We start from the raw sequence: 16,034 nt of genomic DNA, 5'->3' as shown, positions 1-16,034 counted from the left end.
ACATGACGATGCGCACTCCGTCCCTGCTCATGCTGTTCGCCTTTGCCGCCGTGGCGGCGTGGCAGCCTTCCCACGCGACCGCGCAGGACGGCGCCGCGGCGCCGTCGCTCGAAGCGGCGGGGCGCGTCGAACTGCCAGGCTACACGGGCGACTTCGATCATTTCGAGGTCGATCTGAAAGGCAACCGCCTGTTCCTCGCCGCGGAAGACCACGACACGCTCGAAGTGTTCGATCTCGCCACCGGCCGCCATCTGAAGACGATCGAGGGTGTCGGCACGCCGCACGGCCTGCTCTATCTGCCCGATGCGAACAGGCTCGTCGTCACCCAGACCGGCTCGGACGGCGCGACCAAGGTCATCGACGGCACGAGCTACCGCATCGTCGGCTCGTTCAAGCACACCAAGGGCGCCGACTCGATGGGCTACGACAAGACGCGCAAGCGCCTGTACGTCGTCGCCGGCGGCCGTGACATGAAGCAGACCGATTCCTGGCTCGTCGAGATCGATCCCTACACCGGCCGCAACTACGGCGAACTCAAGTTCGCCACCGACAAGGTCGAGGCGATGGCGATCGAGGAGCGCGGCAACAAGCTCTACATCAACGTCACCGGCAAGAACGAGATGGCCGTGGTCGACAAGAAGACGCGCAGTATCATCGCGAGCTGGCCGATCCGCGAAGCGCAGAAGAACGCGCCGCTCGCTTTCGACGAGGCCACGCGACGCCTGTTCGTCATCACGCGCGCGCCGGGGCGCCTGCTCGTGCTCAACGCCGACACGGGCAAAACCATCGCCAACTTCAAGGCGCCCGAACGCTGCGACCAGGTGCTGTTCGACAAGATCAACCGCCGCATCTACGCGCTCGGCGGCGAAGGCTATATTGGCGTGTTCGCCGAGAAGGACGCCGACCACTACGAAGAGCTGCCGCGCATCGCGTCGGCACCCGGCGCGAAGACCGGCATCCTCGTGCCGGAACTCGGCAAGCTCTTTGTCGCCGCCTCGCCCGGCGATACCCAGGCGACCGCCGCGGTGTTGAGCTACAACGTTCTCAAATAGGTCTTGAGAGCCAGGAAGCCGCCGCGCAATCGGTGGATTTTTCTCAGAGAAAGTTAAATTTTGCGTACGGTTTCTTCGGAAAAAACTGAATAGAGAAAGAATTCAGTTGCATCTTGATTGTACTATTTGCATGATAAATACAATTACATTCCATTGCGCAAGGGAAACGAAATGAAGCGTCCGTCCGTACCCGCATCCCGGTTCAGCCGTCTCCGTCCGCTGCTCTGCGCCGGCGCTGCGCTCGCCGCGAGCCTCGCGCTCGCCGCTCCCGCCGCGGCGCAGCCGTTCTACCGGCTCGAGTCGGCGACGACGATCAAGGGCAAGTCGCCCGACTGGGACTACGTCGCGCTCGACGCGACGCGCCCGTACCTGTTCATCGGCCGCCGCGGCGACGGCGCGACCGTGTTCGACCTCGGCAAGAAACAGGTCGTCAAGATCATCGAACAATCCGACGAAGCCGGCGCGATCCGTCTCGTGCCCGAATTCGACCTCGGCTACACGGCGAACGAAGACGGCTCGACGACAATGTTCAAGTTGTCGACGCTGAAGACGCTCAAGCGAATCGCGTTCGGCAAGGACTGCGACTCGGTGTTCTACGATCCGAAATCGAAGCAGCTTGTGTTCACCATGGGCGACAGCGAAGCGCTCGCCTTCGTCGACGCGAAGACCGGCAACGTCGCCGGCACGCTCAAGATGGACAGCCACAAGCTCGACGGCTCGGCCGCGGATGGGCAGGGCCACATGTTCGTCGCCGAGCGCGACAAGAACCGCGTCGCCAAGATCGACGTCGCCCAGCGCAAACTCGTCGCCGAATGGCCGACCGAGGGTTGCAGCCAGCCGACCGGCCTCGACTACGACCCGGCGAGCAAGCGTGTCTTCGTCGGCTGCCGCGGCGACAAGCCCGTGCTTGCCGTGCTCGATGCGGACAGCGGCAAGGTCGTGACCACGCTGCCGATCGGGCGCGGCAACGACGGCGTCGTCTTCGACGCGTCGACCCGGCAGATCTACACGTCGAACGGGGTCGACGCCAATCTCGTCGTCTATGCTCAGGCCGACGCCGACAACTACAAGCTCGTCGAGGCGGTGACCACGCGCCCGTACGCGCGCACGATGGCGCTCGACGCGAAGAGCAAGAAGGTCTACACGGTGACCGCCGAAGGCGCCGCCGACCCGGCGAAGAAGATCAACAGTGCGGTGGCGACGTTCTATCCGAACACCTACTACGACGACAGCTTCACCGTGCTCACTTACTCGCGCTGACGCGCGGCACCTCTCAACGCAGGATCACGACATGCCGACGACGAACGTATCGCCCCTTCCCCGATCGCCGGCCGCCGCGGCGGAGCCGTTCTGGCCGAACGGCTGGTGGAAGCTCATGGAACTGCGCATCGGCGTGATTCCGCTGCCGATCTATGTCCTGCTCGTCCTGTTGATCGCCGGCTTCGTCTATCTCGGCGCCCTGCCGGCCGAGATCAACGTGACTATCGCCGTGCTCGCGATCGGCGGCTTCACCTGCGCCGAACTCGGCAAGCGCCTGCCGCTGGTCCGCCACGTCGGCGCGGGCGCGATCTTCGCGACCTTCATTCCTTCGGCGCTGGAATACTACAAAGCGCTGCCCGAGGTCGTGGTCAAGAACGTCACCGACTTCACCAAGTCGACGAATTTCCTCTACTTGTTCATCGCCGGCATCATCGTCGGCAGCCTGCTGAGCATGGACCGCAACGTCCTCGTCAAAGGCTTCCTCAAGATCTTCGTGCCGCTGGCCGCGGGTTCGGTCGTCGCCGCGATCGTCGGCACCCTGGTCGGCACCCTGCTCGGACTCGGCGCCTGGCACACGTTCTTCTTCATCGTCGTGCCGATCATGGCCGGCGGCGTCGGCGAAGGTGCAATTCCGCTATCGATCGGCTATTCCGGCATCCTCGGCCAGAAGCAGGGCGACCTGTTCGCCGAAGTGCTGCCGATGGTCATGCTCGGCAGCCTGACCGCGATCCTGCTTTCGGGCGTTCTCAACTCGCTCGGCAAGCGCTACCCGCACCTTACCGGCGAAGGCCGCCTGCAGCCCGGCGAAAACGACGAGATGCAGCCCGCGCAGGAAGAGATCGGCGCGCACGTCGATATCAGTCACATCGCCGCGGCCGGCCTCACCGCGATCTCGCTGTATATGATTGGCCTTATGGGCCACAAGCTGTTCGGCTTTCCGGCACCGGTGACGATGCTGTTCGTCGCCGTCGCGGCCAAGCTCGCGCATATGGTCTCGCCGCAACTGCAGCAGGGCGCATTCGTCGTCTACAAGTTCTTCTCGGTCGGCGTCACTTATCCGCTGCTGTTCGCGATCGGCGTGTCGATGACGCCGTGGGACAAACTGATCGCCGCGTTCACTCTGGCGAATCTGATCACGATCGTGGCGACGGTGGCCTCGCTCATGGCGACCGGCTTCTACGTCGGCCGGCGCTTGAACATGTATCCGATCGAGACGGCGATCGTGAACGCCTGCCACAGCGGCCAGGGCGGCACCGGCGACGTCGCCATCCTGACCGCGGCGAACCGCATGATCCTGATGCCGTTTGCGCAGATCGCCACGCGCATCGGCGGCGCGATCACGGTGACCCTGAGCCTGATCGCGATGGCGCAGTATCATTGACGGCCAGAGAGGCAAGAGCGCAATTCCCGGCATGAATGCATCTTCTTCGTCCGCGGTGGCTTCGCTCGCCGCACTGTTTGCCCACACCGGCGGCGCGACCGGCGCGTTTTCCAGCAAGGCCGCCGACTACGCCGCCGCGCGGCCGCGCTATCCGGCCGCGCTGTTCGAACACCTGCGCGCGAGCCGCGCCTTGTTCGCCGAGGCGCAGATCGCCGACATCGCCGCGGGCACGGGCCTGTTCACCGGCCAGTTGCTCTACCGCGGCTACGCGGTCACCGCGATCGAGCCGAATGCGCAGATGCGCGCCGTCGCCGACGCCACGCTCGGCCAGTACCGCAAATACCGCAGTATCGAGGCGAGCGCCGAGGCGACCACGCTCGCCGACGCCTCGCTCGATCTGATCACTGCCGCGCAGGCGTTCCATTGGTTCGACGTCGAGGCGGTGCGGCGCGAATGGCTGCGCGTGCTCAAGCCGCAGGGCCGCGTCGTCCTCGTCTGGAACACGCGCCCGCTCAGCGACCCGCTGCAGAAGGCGCTCGCCGATCTGCGCCACGAATTCGGCGGCGACCGCCAGGCCGAACTCGACCGCCGCCAGGATCTGTCCAAGGTGCCGGCGTTCTTCGCCGCGGAATCGCTCGAACGCTTCGAGCTGGCGCATGCGCAGGAACTCGACCGCGAGGGGCTGATCAGCCTCGCGCTGTCGCGCTCGGCGATGCCGGGCCGCGGCACCCCCGACGGCGCGCGCGCGGTGGAGTTTCTTTCCAAGCTGTTCGACGAACATGCGCGCGACGGCAAGGTCGGCGTGACGTATCGAACGGTGGCGTTCGTCGGTCGGCCGGGGATGCCGGGCTGACGCGAATCGCGGCGACGCACGGGCTCAGTGCGTCGTCGCGGTCAATTTGCGCTCCTGCTTGTCGGCGTACATCGCGGTGTCGGCGCGGGCGAGCAGGGCATCCGGCTCTTCCTCGGTTCCGGCGATGGCGACGCCGATGCTCGGCCCGGCGTAGTCGATGACCACGCCGTCGAACGCGTAGCGCCCGCTCGTCGCGGCGAACAGACGCGAATGCATCGCCGCCGCGATCGCCGCGCGGTCGCCGCGCGTGCCGCTCGACAGGGCGACGAACTCGTCGCCGCCGAGGCGGGCGACGAAGTCGTCGCTGCGCAAGGCGCCGCGCAGGCGCTCGCCGATCGCGGCGAGGAAGCGGTCGCCGATCTCGTGGCCGTAGCGGTCGTTGATCGCCTTGAAACGGTCGAGGTCGATAAAGGCCGCGACCAGCTCGTCGCCGCGCTGCGCCAGCGTCTCGCGGCGACGCTTCATCTCTTCCATCAGTGCGCGCCGGTTGGGCAGGCCCGTGGTGGCATCGGTCAACGCGCTCAGGGCGAGTGAATCGTTGGCATGGCGCAGCGCCTGCACCATGCGCTCGCGGTCGATCTGCTGGCCGATCAGGCGCGAAAACATGCTGAGCACGCGCTCGGCGCCGTCGGCGAGCGGTTTGCGTTCGCTGCTCGCGCCGCACAGAGTGCCGTAGAGGGTGCCGTCCTCGGTGCGTACCGGCGTACTGACGTAGGTGGCGATGCCGAGTTCGCGCGCCGGCCCCGAATCGGCCCAGCAATTGGCGACGTCGTCGGTGTAAGGCTTGCCTTCTTCGAGCGCACGTTTGCACAGCGTGCCTTCCCATGGCACGGAGAGGCCCTCGGGGATCTGCATGCGGCTCGTATTGCGCGAAAACAGGATGTACTGAAAGCCCGCGCCGGAGTCGATCGTGGTCAGATAGGTGGATTCGAGATCGGTGACCGACTGCAGCAGTTCGAGCAGCGGGCGCACCAGTTCTTCGAGCGTGCGCGCCCGTGTCACCGAGTCGGCGAGCAGGCTGAGGAAGTTCGAATTGGGAAAAGCAAGAGTAGCGGTGTTCATCATCGCGGACCTTTTGCGACAACGAGGAGGAAAGAAGACTGCAGAGATATGGCCGGGTTCCATTAAAACCAAACTGCCTGCTTCGATGCAACGGTGTCGAGGTGCGGCATCGATGCAGTCGAACGTTTGTTGCATCGAGGTTTCAGCCGCCGCGGTCGCGGCACCGCGGATTGGTCGGATATTCTGAACGATCAATCCAGGCCGCGCCGTCCAATGCGCGCCCGCGTCCTGCCTAGAATCCGCATTCCGACCGCTGCACGAGATGCCGATGACGAACCTTCCATCCTGGGTAAAGCCACGCAGGTCGCGCGCGGGCGCCGGCCGCCCGATCCTGAACAACCGCGCCGGCGCGACCCGCTAGACTGATGCCATGGATCATGCGGCTGCCGAAGAAATCGCGCGCTTCTGGAAGAGCGCCGGACCGGCGCGCTGGTTCGACAAGGACGCCGATTTCGACCGGCGCTTTCGCGACGCCTTCTTGTCCTCGCACCTGGCCGCGGCGCGGCGCGAACTCGACCACTGGCAATCGAGCGCGGACGGCAGCCTCGCCCTGCTGATCCTCGTCGACCAGTTTCCTCGCAACGCCTTCCGCGGCAGCGCGCACATGTACGCGACCGACCCGCTTGCGCGCCACTTCGCCCGGCGCGCGCACGAGGCCGCGCAGATGCGCCAGGTCGAGCCCGAACTGCGCGTGTTCTTCTGCCTGCCGTTCGCGCACTCGGAAGCGATGGCCGACCAGGACCGCTCGCTCGAACTGCATCTCGAACTCGGCGAGCCGTGGCTGTCGCATGCGCGCGATCATCGCGAGATCATCCGCCGCTTCGGCCGCTTTCCGCATCGCAACGCCATGCTCGGCCGCGAAACGACGCCGCAGGAACAAGCCTTTCTCGACGGCGGAGGTTTCGCCGGCTGATATCTTGTGCGGACGACCGCCTTGAACGGAGCTGCTCACGAATGGATACCCTCGATCAATACCGCTTGTTCGTCCGCATCGCCGAGATGGGCAGCTTCATCAAGGCGGCGAATGCGCTCGACCTGCCGCGCGCGTCGGTGTCGGCGGCGATCCAGCAGCTCGAAACCGCGATGGGCGCGCGCCTGTTCCATCGCACCACGCGCGAAGTGCGCCTGACCAGCGACGGCATGCAATTGCTCGAACGCGTGCGCCCGCTGCTCGCCGATGCGGACGAAGTCGGCCAACTTTTCCACGCCGGCCAGCGCCAAGTTTCCGGCCGCCTCAACATCGACGTGCCGAGCCGCATCGCGCGCCGCCTCGTCGCGCCGGCGCTGCCGGAATTCCTGCAGCGCCATCCGCGCCTGCAGCTCTCTCTCGGTTCGGGCGACCGCCAGGTCGATCTCGTCCACGAAGGCGTGGATTGCGTCGTGCGCATCGGCAGCCTGCACGACAGCAGCCTCGTCGCGCGTCCGCTCGGGCGTCTGGCCCTGGTCAACTGCGCAAGTCCAGGCTACCTGCGTGAGTTCGGCACGCCGCAGAAGCTCGCCGATCTCGCCTCGGGACATTGGATGGTCGGCTACGCCTCGCCGACGACGGGGCGCGAGCTGCCGTGGGAGGTGGCAACCGCCGACGGCGGCGAAGAGCTTATCGCCATGCCGAGCCGCGTCGTGGTCAACAATGCGGAAAGCTACATCGCCTGCTGCCGAGCGGGCCTCGGCCTGATCCAGGTGCCGCGCTACGACGTGCAGCATCTGCTCGCGCGCGGCGAACTGGTCGAAGTGATGCCGGCGCTGCGCGCGGCCTCGATGGACGTGTCGATGCTGTATCCACATCGCGGCCAGCGCTCGCGCCGGTTGACTGCGTTTACCGAATGGTTCGCGATGCTGATGCGCCCGCATCTGGAGCGGTGAAAGTCTTCGCGCATCTGCAGCCTGCGGCGCGAGCGAAAGACAGCCGCGAGTTTCAAGCAGCTCGATGCGCGGCGTTGGTCGAAGTGTGCCCTGCCGCTTAGCCGTCCGCCGTTATCACGCGGCGCGCCGAGGCGGCCTGTTCATCGTTGAGCGGAATAAAGCGCATGCGGTCGGCGGCGACGGCCTGCTGTCCCTCGCGGCTCAATACGAACGACAGAAATTCGGCCAGCGCCGGTGCGAGGCGCGTGCCGGGCGCATGGTGGATGCCGAGATAGATCTGCCGCGATAGCGGATAGAGGCGGCGCGCGACCTCGTCCGGCGCGCCGGCATACCAGGGGCCGCGCTGCGTTTCGGCGAGCGCGAGTGTCTTCGTGCCGGGTGCGGCATAGGCGAAGCCGCTGTAGCCGATGCCGAACGGGTCTTCGGCGACGCTGCGCACGATCGCATCGAGCGCCGTTTCGCCGGGGCGATCGACCTGTTCGCGCACGTCGTCGCGGAACTCGCCGCCGCGCAGCACGCGCTGCTGCAGGAAATTGGCGATGCCCGGCGGGTTGCCGCTCGCGCGCCGGTGCAGCATGCCGTAGGCGTGCACCGGCTGCGATTCCCACTCGCCGCCGAGGCCGAGCTGGCCCCAGGTTGAGATCGGTTTGCCGCCGCGCCGCCGCTCTTTCGAGTAGATCGCGTCGAGCGCGTCGAGGTCGGTGCGCGCGAGCGGATTGGCCGCGTTGACGTAGATCGCCAACGCATGCGTGCCGCCCTTGGTCGCATAGCTGCCGCCGGCGACGTTGATCAAGGTCGGCGCATAGCCGAACTTGCGCACGAACGCGGCGATCTCGGCGGCAAACGGTTCGCGCACGAAGGTGACGACATCGGCGCGACCGTCGAGCAGGGCGTCGAAGCCCTCCGCGGACAGTGTCGTCGCCGCGCTGTCGACGACGACGCGCGGCTGCAGCGCGGCGAATCCGTGCGCCCACGCCGCGACCAGATCGCGCATCGTCTCGGCGCCGCTGCAGCGCAGCCTGCCGCTGACCTTCGTCTTCGGCGCATAGGCGGGCAGCGCCGCGGCGACCGCGCCGACGCGCAGTGCGCCGAGCGCGCCGGCGCAGGCGAGAAGAAAAACGCGGCGCGGGACGCAGGAGAGGCTTTGCATAGTATCCCGTCGCCGCCGGTCAATCATTCGAGCTTGGCGAGTTCTTCTTTCACGACCTCGGGCATCAGCGGGATGTAGACGCCTTCCTTCGCGACCACGTCCTGACCTTGCCGGCTCAGCACCATCTTGAGGAATTCCTTGACCTTCGGTTCCAGCGGCGTGCCGGGCTTGCGGTTCACGTAGATGTAGACGTAGCGGCTTAGCGGATATTTGTGTGCGTAGACGTTTTCGAGCGTCGGCGCGAGGTAGGGGCCGCCGTCGTTGACTGAGAGCGGCACGACCTTGACGTTCGGCTCGACGTTGGCGAGCAGGGCGTAGGTGATGCCGCCCGGATGCTTGGCCATGTCCTGCGCGGCGACGTTGAAGGCGTGAGTGAAGCCCTTGCCTTTGACGAACTCGATGTCGTCCTTGTAATCGCCCATCTCCATCACGTTGATCTTGAAGAACCACTCGATGCCGTTCGGCGCCTTGAGGCCGTACTTATGCACCGGCCGCGCGGCCCAGTCGCCGCCGAGGCCGAGATCGCCCCAGGTCTTCACGTCGGCGTGGCCGCGCTTGCGCGTGGTCGAGTAGATCGCGTCGAGCTGGGCGAGCGAGAGACCCTTGATCGGATTGTCTTTGTCGACCATGACGATCGAGGTCGCGGTCTTGCCGAGCGAACCGACGCTGCCGGTTGCGACGCGCACGCGGAACGGCTCGTAGCCGAACTTGTCGACGAAGGCCTTCTCTTCGGCCGGCAGCATCTCGCGGCCGATCGGCGCAATCACCGAGTTCGGCGCCTTCGCGCCGGCGATCAGGCCAGGCGCGCCGGCGCCCGACGCGCGCAGGTCGAGGGTGACGGAAAGGTGTGGATAGGCCTCGCGGAAAATCTTCGCCCAGCCGAGGCAGATTTCGTCCATGACGTCGGCGCCGACGAGCCCGAGTTCTTCCTCGGGTTCGGTCTGCACCGCGGCGGGCTTCCATACCGGCGTGGCCGGATCGACCTTGAGGTGATGCTCGACCGCGGCGAACTTGAGCGCGAACGCGGGCGGCGCGACGGCGGCGAAGAGCGCGGCGGCGCAGACTGCGCCGGCGAGGGCGAGCGCCTTGCTGCGGCGTGATGGGGTTGGCTGTTTCATAAGGCCTCGGAGATGAGTTGGACGGCGAGAGGTTCGGGCCGGCCGCGGCGGCGCGATGGCCGCCGCGGCGTTCGGGGCGTGCTTATTTCGCCGCTTCGAACAGCTTGGCGTAGCTCGGAATCTGCTTGCGCAGACTGTCGCGCAGCTCGGTGCCGGCGAGGAAGAATTCCTTCTCGCCCTTGCCCGGGTTCGCGTCGAGCTTGTACGCAGCGACGAGCAGGCCGACGTTCTCGTTCGACGCGTCGCGCAGCGGCATCATCATGACGAACTTCTTCACCGGGTCGTTGGCGCGGTGCCAGCGCGGATCGACGATGGTGATGCCCTTGACGATGACGTCGACATCGTCCGGATCGTCGGCATTGCCGAGGCGGTCGGGGAACGAGCCGGCGAACATGGTGTAGACCTCTTTCTGGCCGGGCGGCACGCCGTGGAAGGTCAGGCTGAGCAGCTCCGGATGCGCGGCCATGACTTGCTCGCTCAGCGTCTGCGCGTAGATCTTGTGCGCGGGCGGCGTCCAGTTCTTTTTCTTTTCGGCGGCGGCAGCCGGCGCCTGCGCGAACGACGATGCCGGCGCGGCGAGCAGGGCAGCCGCAGCGAACAGGCTTGCGGAGAAAAGTTTCGACAGCGTATTCATGGCGTTTCCTCTGGGCGTTGGGTAAAGCGAAAACATTAGGGTTCGAGCAGGGCGCGCGCCCGCTCGGTCTGGCCGGCGCGCAGCGGCAGGTACACGGCCTGGTCGCGCACGATCTGCTGGCCTTCGCGGCTCAGCACGAAGCGCAGGAATTCGGCGAGCGCCGGATCGAGCGGCTTGCCCGGCGCCTTGTTGACGTTGAAATAGATCAGCCGCGACAACGGATAGCTCGCGCGCGCGACGTTCTCGTAACTCGGCGCGAGGAACGGCCCGGCGGCGTCTTCGCCGAGCGCGAGCATCTTCACCGGCGCGTCGACATAGGCGATGCCGGTGTAGCCGATTGCGTAGCGGTCTTCGGCCGCATGCTTGGCCATCGGGAACACGAGCTTGTCGTAGTGCAGGTCCTCGCGCCATTCGCCGCGTTTGCCGTCGCGGCTGAGCACGCGCTGGCGCACGAATTCCTCGAAACCGTTCCACGGTTTGATCGCGTAGGCGTGGATCGGCTTGTCCGCCCATTCGCCGCCGAGGCCGAGCTGGCCCCAGGTGGTGATCGGCGTACCGCCGCGGTGATGCGTGCTCGAAAAAATCGCGTCGAGCTGGGCGTAGCTGATCTTGTCGAGCGGATTGTCGCGGCTGACGAAGAAGCCGACCGTGTCGAGAAAACCGAAGTGGCGGTAGCTGCCGCCGCTGATCGGCACGCTCAGCGGCGCGTAACCGAACTTGGTCTTGAACTCGGCGATGTCGTCGGGCTTGAGTTCGCGCGAGACGAAGACGAAGTCGATGTTCTGCTTGACCAGTTCCTTCGCACCGAGGCTGCCCGCGTACGGCGGCGCGACGCTCAGGTGCACGTTCGGATGGAACTTCGCGAACACGGCGAACCAGGCATTCGCAAGGCCCGGCAGCACGTCGGACGCGGCGCCCTTGAACGTGCCCGACAGTTTTAGGCCCTTGGTCGGAACGTAGGCCGGCAGCGCCGGATCGAGCCGCGGCTGCAGCAGTTCGGCTTCGGGCAGCGCGCGGCCGTTCTGCTTGCCGGCCTCGGCCTCCGCTTCGGTCTGCGGCTTCGCCGCCGCGCGCGGCGCGTCGACCCATTCGCTGAACTGCGCCGGCGTCGCGGCGGCGGTTGCGGTTTGCGGCGGCGCCGCCGCGCAGGCCGAGCCGATGCCGGCGGCGCAGGCGAGGACGAGCGCGATGCGCGCGAAACGGCCGAGCGATCGGATGTTCGCGGCGTTCATAGGAAAGGCACCCGCACGGCCAACTGGATAGTGCGCGGCGCGCCCGGCACGACGCCGACTTCGTTGGTGGTCGAATTGACTCCCTCGAAGTAAGTCTTGCCGAACACGTTGCCGACCTTGAGGGTGACCGTGTATTTGTCGAGCAGTTGGTAATACAGGACCAGATCGGCGACGACGTGGCCCGGCAGCACGAGCACGCGCGAATCGCCGAGACTCGGCTGGCTGCCGGCGATCTCGCTGACGTAGGTGACGCCGGCGCCGATGCCGAAGTTGCGCAGCGTGCCTTCGCTGAAGTCGTAGCGCGACCAGATGTGTGCGCTGTCGAGCGGCGCATTGGTCAGGCGCGAGCCGACCAGCGGCGAGGTCTTCGCGCCGTTCGACTTGGTCACCGTCGCATCAGCATGTGCATAGCCGAACAGCACCTGCCAGTTTTCGCTCAGATGCGCGTCGACTTCCCACTCGAAGCCCTTCGATTCCTCGCCGCCGACCTGCTGCGAGCAGGTGCCCGGCACGCCGACATTGCAGGTCGCGACCGCGAGGGTGTTCGACTTCTGGATGTCGAACACGGCGAACGTGGTGTTGATGCGGCCGTCGAACAGGTCGGCTTTGATCCCGGCCTCGTTCTGCTTGGCTGTGGTCGGCTTGAACGGATTGTTGCCGTAGATGTCCTGCGCGGTCGGCGCCGCGGCGATGAACGAGGTCGCGTAGCTGTAGTAGAAAGTCCAATGAGCATTCGGCTGGTAGAGGATGCCGGCGGTCGGCAGCAGGTCGGAGTCGGCCTTGCTGCTGCTCGTCAGCGGCGGCGTCTTCACTTCCTTGCCGTTCTGCTCGTCGCGCGTGTAGCGCAGGCCGAAGCTCGCTTTCCAATGTTCCGACAGGGTCATCACGTCGGAAAGATAGGCGCCGACGTTGGTCTCCGTGGTGATGCGGTCGTTGACCGTGCCGGCCGGGAACGAGGACAGCGGCGGCGAGATGCCGAAGATCGGGTTGTAGATGTTGATGTTGAGCGACTTCGGCCCCGGCTTGGCGAGTGCGCCCGTGGTCGCGCCGTTGTAGAACTGGATGCGGTTGAAGTCGGTGCGATTGGTGCCGCCGCCGCCGCCGACGAGCAACTTGTGTTCGATGAAGCCGGTCTTGAACGGCATGCTGTAGTTCGTATCGACGTAGTCGTACTGACGATGATTTTGCTGACTGCGCGCCCGCCGCTGCAGGGTGACGAGATCGGCGAGCACGGCGACGTTGTCGTAACCGACCGCGGTGTCCGAGCCGCGCACGCTGCGTGCGGCGAGATTCCACACGCCCTCGTTGTCGAACTCGTGTTCGAGCGCCGCGGTGACCGAGCGGCCGGTCTCCTGCTGCACGTCGCCGGGCTCCTGGTAGCGCGTGGTGATCGGCGCGATCAGCCGCGCGTCCTTGTTCGGCGCGACGAGCAGGTTGTCGTAGGCGTTGGTGCGCTTGCGGTATTCGGCGGACAGGCGCAGCGAGGTCGCGTCGCTGACGCGCCAGGTCACGCTCGGCGCGAAATAGAAGCTGCGCTCCCAGCCGCCGCGAAAGGTGTCGCGGTCGCTGCTTTCGGCGACGACGCGGTAGAGCAGGCGGCGCTCGTTGTCGATCGGCCCGGTGAGGTCGAGATCGCCGGTGAAGCTCGCGGTGTCGCCGAGCGAGAGGCCGGAGCCCGCGTAGCTCGTCGCGAGCACGTCGATGACGCCCGCCGCTTTGTCCTGCGGCTTCTTCGTGACGATGTTGACGAAGCCGCCCGGCTGCGCCTCGCCGTAGAGCACCGAGGCAGGCCCCTTGACCACTTCGATGCGCTCGGCCATCACCGTCGGCGGCGAGCCGAAGCGGCCGGCCAGACCCGGCAGACCATCGATGAGGATCGCGTTCTCGTCGGACTGGGTCGTCTTGAAGCCGCGGATCGAGATGTCGTAGCCGGTGACGCCGCCGCGCGACACGCCGGTCATATAGCTGTAGAGATCGGTCAGATTCGCCGTCTCGATCGCCTTCATGAACGAACTCGAATAGTCGGCGACGGAATAGGGCGTGTCGCGCACGTCGAGGTCCTGCTTCATCGCGCTGCGCGCGCCGCTGGCGATGAAACGCCCGGTCACCTGCACGGCTTCGAGTTCCTGCTGTTCTTTCTTCTCGTCTTTGCCGCCGTCCTTGGCCGCATTGGCCGGCGCGGCGGCCGCGGCGGGCGACGTGGCATCCACCTCCGTGCCGTAGGCCGGTACGGCTTGCGCTAAAACCAACGAAAGGCCGGCCGCGATGGCCGACGCCAAACTCGATCTGACGAACATGTTTCCTCCCGGGCGAGCCCCTGTCTGCTGCGGAGTCTCGTCGTTCTATTCGTAGGCGTGCAATTCCTTCCCCGTGGAGCGTTCGCGTCCGTTCGCCGGGCAATGTAGGCGCCCAAACTGACGCAAGCCTTAAGCGTTTCTGAAAAAGCGTTAAGGATGCGCGCCGCCGGTGTCGGCCCCGCGAATGAGTCGCGTCCGACGCACGCGCACCGTGTCAGCTTTATGTCAGCGCGACGGCGGCATCGTCGCTTGCGGGCCACGGCCGGGGTTTCGTTCGCCGCTCGGTCCGCTTCGTTATCCGGGGTTGAATACACAAAGGGAAAAATAAATATGTATACAAAAAAACAAGACGGCGGCGCCGTGCCGCCATTGCCGCAGCGGCGGCGCAACGGCGCGCCGTCGCTATTGCGTTTCATCGCCTCCGCGCTTGCGCTCGCCGCAAGCGGCGTCGTCGGCGCGCAGTCCGCGCCGGCGGTCGACGTCGCCGAGGTGCTCAAGCAGATCGAAGCGCTGCGCGCCGAACAGGCGCACATCGCCGAGATGCAGGCGCGCACCGAGGCGAGCATCCGCGCGCTCGAAGCCTCGCTCGGCGTCGCCAGTCCGCCCGCGCGCGGCGTCGGCCCCGACCCGGCGACGGAAACCAATCCGATCGCGCTGTCCGCGGCTGCCGCACCCGCGCCGGCCAATACGCCGGCGCCGCTGGCGGAACTCGCGTCGCGGCTCAACGTCGCCGGCGATCTGCGCGTACGCGCACAAGCCGACTACAACGCCGGCAAGAGCGACGAGCGCAACAGCGCGCAGGTGCGCGGCCGCTTCGGCGCGACGTATGCCGTGTCCGACTTCGTCACCGTCGGCGCGCGCCTAGTCACCGGCGATTACGACAATCCCAAGAGCACCGACGTGCCGGTGTCCAACTTCGACAACAAGTTCCGCGTCAATCTCGACCTCGCCTACACGCGCCTCGATTTCGGCGGCGCCCAGGTCTACGCCGGCCGCGTGCCGCAGCCGTTCGTGCGCACCGAACTGGTCTGGGACGGCGACGTGATGCCGCAAGGCGTCAGCGCGAACTACAAGCTGCTGCTCGCCGGCGGAGGCGCGATCAAAGCAAACGGTTTGTTCTTCGTCGTCGACGAATGGGCGGCCGGCAAGGACAGCACGATGCTCGGCGGCCAGCTCGCTTACGAATCGCCCGCGCTCGGCAACTGGAAGTACGACGCGGCCGCGGCCTATTACCACTACACGCTTGGCAGCATCGCGGGCGCGACCGCGACGGACTTCCGCACCAACTTGCGCAAGCCCGACGGCACCTACCTGTCCGACTTCCATCTCGGCGACCTGATCGTCGGCGCAACCTACAGCGGCTTCGGCGAGCGCTGGCCGCTGCGCATCGTCGGCGACTTCGTGCACAACTTCGGCGCCGCGACCTCGGCTGACACCGGCTACGGCGTCGACCTGCTGCTCGGCCGCGCGAGCAAGAAAGGCGACTGGCGCGTCGGCTACGGTTATTCGGTCGCGCAGACCGACTCAGTCTTCGCCGCGTTCTCGCACGACAACACCAGCCTCGCAACCAACTACCGCCAGCACATGCTGAGCGCCGACTACGTACTCGCCCCCGGCACGTTCATCAATGCGACCTGGGCGCGCTACAAACCGTACAACGGGATCGATACGCCGGCGTTTGATGCGGGCGATTGGCTTGATCGGGTTCGGTTGGCACTGTTGGTGACGTTTTGACGTTGGTGTTTTTCTTGCGCGTCATCCCCGCGTGGTGGAGGTTCGGCTTTTTACTCTTGCTCGTCATTCCCGCGAAAGCGGGAATCCAGCTCTTCTCTTGCTTGTCATTCCCGCGTGCTTCTAGCGGGAATCCAGTGACGTTGCTCTTTGCTCTGTTGGTTTAAGAGCAGAGCTTCCACTCGCCCTACGGGCGAGCGGGTCACTTTCTTGTCTACAGCGACAAGAAAGTAACCAAAGAAACGCCGCCCCAGAACATTGCGCCCTTCGGGCATCCTGCCCGAAGGGTCCGCGTCAGCGGCCGGGTTCCGCTAATTGCACGTCCATGTGCAATAGCGGAATGCGCGCGGTCCTCGCGCGCACCCCTGCGGGGCCTTTTCGTCCGCTGCCGCCGCAATGTA

The 16,034-nt window shown here is 66.1% G+C and carries 13 protein-coding genes; 7 read left to right on the top strand and 6 right to left on the bottom strand.

Going from position 1 to position 16,034, the window contains the following annotated elements:
• Positions 1–2: 2 nt before the first annotated feature.
• From FFS30_RS05270 to FFS30_RS05255, 4 genes are all read left to right on the top strand, one after another.
• Positions 3–1,052: a hypothetical protein gene (locus FFS30_RS05270; RefSeq protein ID WP_137912027.1), complete on the top strand. Its 1,050-nt coding sequence runs from the start codon at positions 3–5 to the stop codon at positions 1,050–1,052.
• A 171-nt stretch (positions 1,053–1,223) separates the two neighbouring features.
• Complete coding sequence (locus FFS30_RS05265; protein WP_249352184.1) at positions 1,224–2,312, top strand: YncE family protein; 1,089 nt, start codon at positions 1,224–1,226, stop codon at positions 2,310–2,312.
• A gap of 31 nt (positions 2,313–2,343) precedes the next feature.
• Positions 2,344–3,693 (top strand): 2-hydroxycarboxylate transporter family protein, encoded by a 1,350-nt coding sequence (locus tag FFS30_RS05260; RefSeq protein ID WP_137912026.1) that lies wholly within the window; start codon positions 2,344–2,346, stop codon positions 3,691–3,693.
• 31 nt (positions 3,694–3,724) lie between these two features.
• Positions 3,725–4,546 carry a class I SAM-dependent methyltransferase gene (locus FFS30_RS05255; protein WP_137912025.1) on the top strand — a complete coding sequence of 274 codons (822 nt, stop codon included), beginning with the start codon at positions 3,725–3,727 and terminating at the stop codon, positions 4,544–4,546.
• 24 nt (positions 4,547–4,570) lie between these two features.
• On the opposite strand, the gene FFS30_RS05250 is transcribed toward FFS30_RS05255, so the two are convergent.
• Positions 4,571–5,608 (bottom strand): sensor domain-containing diguanylate cyclase, encoded by a 1,038-nt coding sequence (locus FFS30_RS05250; protein ID WP_137912024.1) that lies wholly within the window; start codon positions 5,606–5,608, stop codon positions 4,571–4,573.
• A gap of 370 nt (positions 5,609–5,978) precedes the next feature.
• Between FFS30_RS05250 and FFS30_RS05245 the strand changes: the two genes are divergently transcribed.
• Positions 5,979–6,521 carry a DUF924 family protein gene (locus tag FFS30_RS05245; protein ID WP_137912023.1) on the top strand — a complete coding sequence of 181 codons (543 nt, stop codon included), beginning with the start codon at positions 5,979–5,981 and terminating at the stop codon, positions 6,519–6,521.
• A 41-nt stretch (positions 6,522–6,562) separates the two neighbouring features.
• Entirely contained in the window at positions 6,563–7,471 is a 909-nt protein-coding gene (locus FFS30_RS05240) for a LysR family transcriptional regulator (RefSeq protein ID WP_137912022.1), read from the top strand.
• A 97-nt stretch (positions 7,472–7,568) separates the two neighbouring features.
• On the opposite strand, the gene FFS30_RS05235 is transcribed toward FFS30_RS05240, so the two are convergent.
• From FFS30_RS05235 to FFS30_RS05215, 5 genes are all read right to left on the bottom strand, one after another.
• Entirely contained in the window at positions 7,569–8,621 is a 1,053-nt protein-coding gene (locus tag FFS30_RS05235; RefSeq protein ID WP_171014426.1) for a substrate-binding domain-containing protein, read from the bottom strand.
• Between the two features lie 23 nt (positions 8,622–8,644).
• Positions 8,645–9,739 carry a substrate-binding domain-containing protein gene (locus tag FFS30_RS05230; RefSeq protein WP_137912020.1) on the bottom strand — a complete coding sequence of 365 codons (1,095 nt, stop codon included), beginning with the start codon at positions 9,737–9,739 and terminating at the stop codon, positions 8,645–8,647.
• Positions 9,740–9,821: 82 nt separating this feature from the next.
• Positions 9,822–10,373 (bottom strand): hypothetical protein, encoded by a 552-nt coding sequence (locus FFS30_RS05225; protein WP_212742403.1) that lies wholly within the window; start codon positions 10,371–10,373, stop codon positions 9,822–9,824.
• 35 nt (positions 10,374–10,408) lie between these two features.
• A complete protein-coding gene (locus FFS30_RS05220) occupies positions 10,409–11,605 on the bottom strand; it encodes a substrate-binding domain-containing protein (RefSeq protein WP_137912019.1) in 1,197 nt (398 codons plus the stop codon).
• Positions 11,602–13,902, bottom strand: a complete 2,301-nt coding sequence (locus FFS30_RS05215) for a TonB-dependent receptor (protein WP_137912018.1) — start codon at positions 13,900–13,902, stop codon at positions 11,602–11,604. Before FFS30_RS05215 ends, FFS30_RS05220 begins: the two co-directional genes overlap by 4 nt.
• A 330-nt stretch (positions 13,903–14,232) precedes the next feature.
• Here FFS30_RS05215 and FFS30_RS05210 point away from each other — a divergent pair, with 330 nt between their 5' ends.
• The gene (locus FFS30_RS05210) at positions 14,233–15,636 is read left to right on the top strand and encodes a putative porin (RefSeq protein ID WP_171014425.1); all 1,404 of its coding nucleotides are present in this window, start codon (positions 14,233–14,235) and stop codon (positions 15,634–15,636) included.
• Positions 15,637–16,034: the final 398 nt, after the last annotated feature.

It is taken from the genome of Rudaea sp. 3F27F6 (assembly GCF_005503555.1).
In the GTDB taxonomy this organism is placed as follows: Bacteria; Pseudomonadota; Gammaproteobacteria; order Xanthomonadales; family Rhodanobacteraceae; genus Rudaea.
The sequence above is the reverse complement of the archived record's forward strand: the minus strand, read 5'-3'. Positions and strand labels throughout refer to the sequence as shown.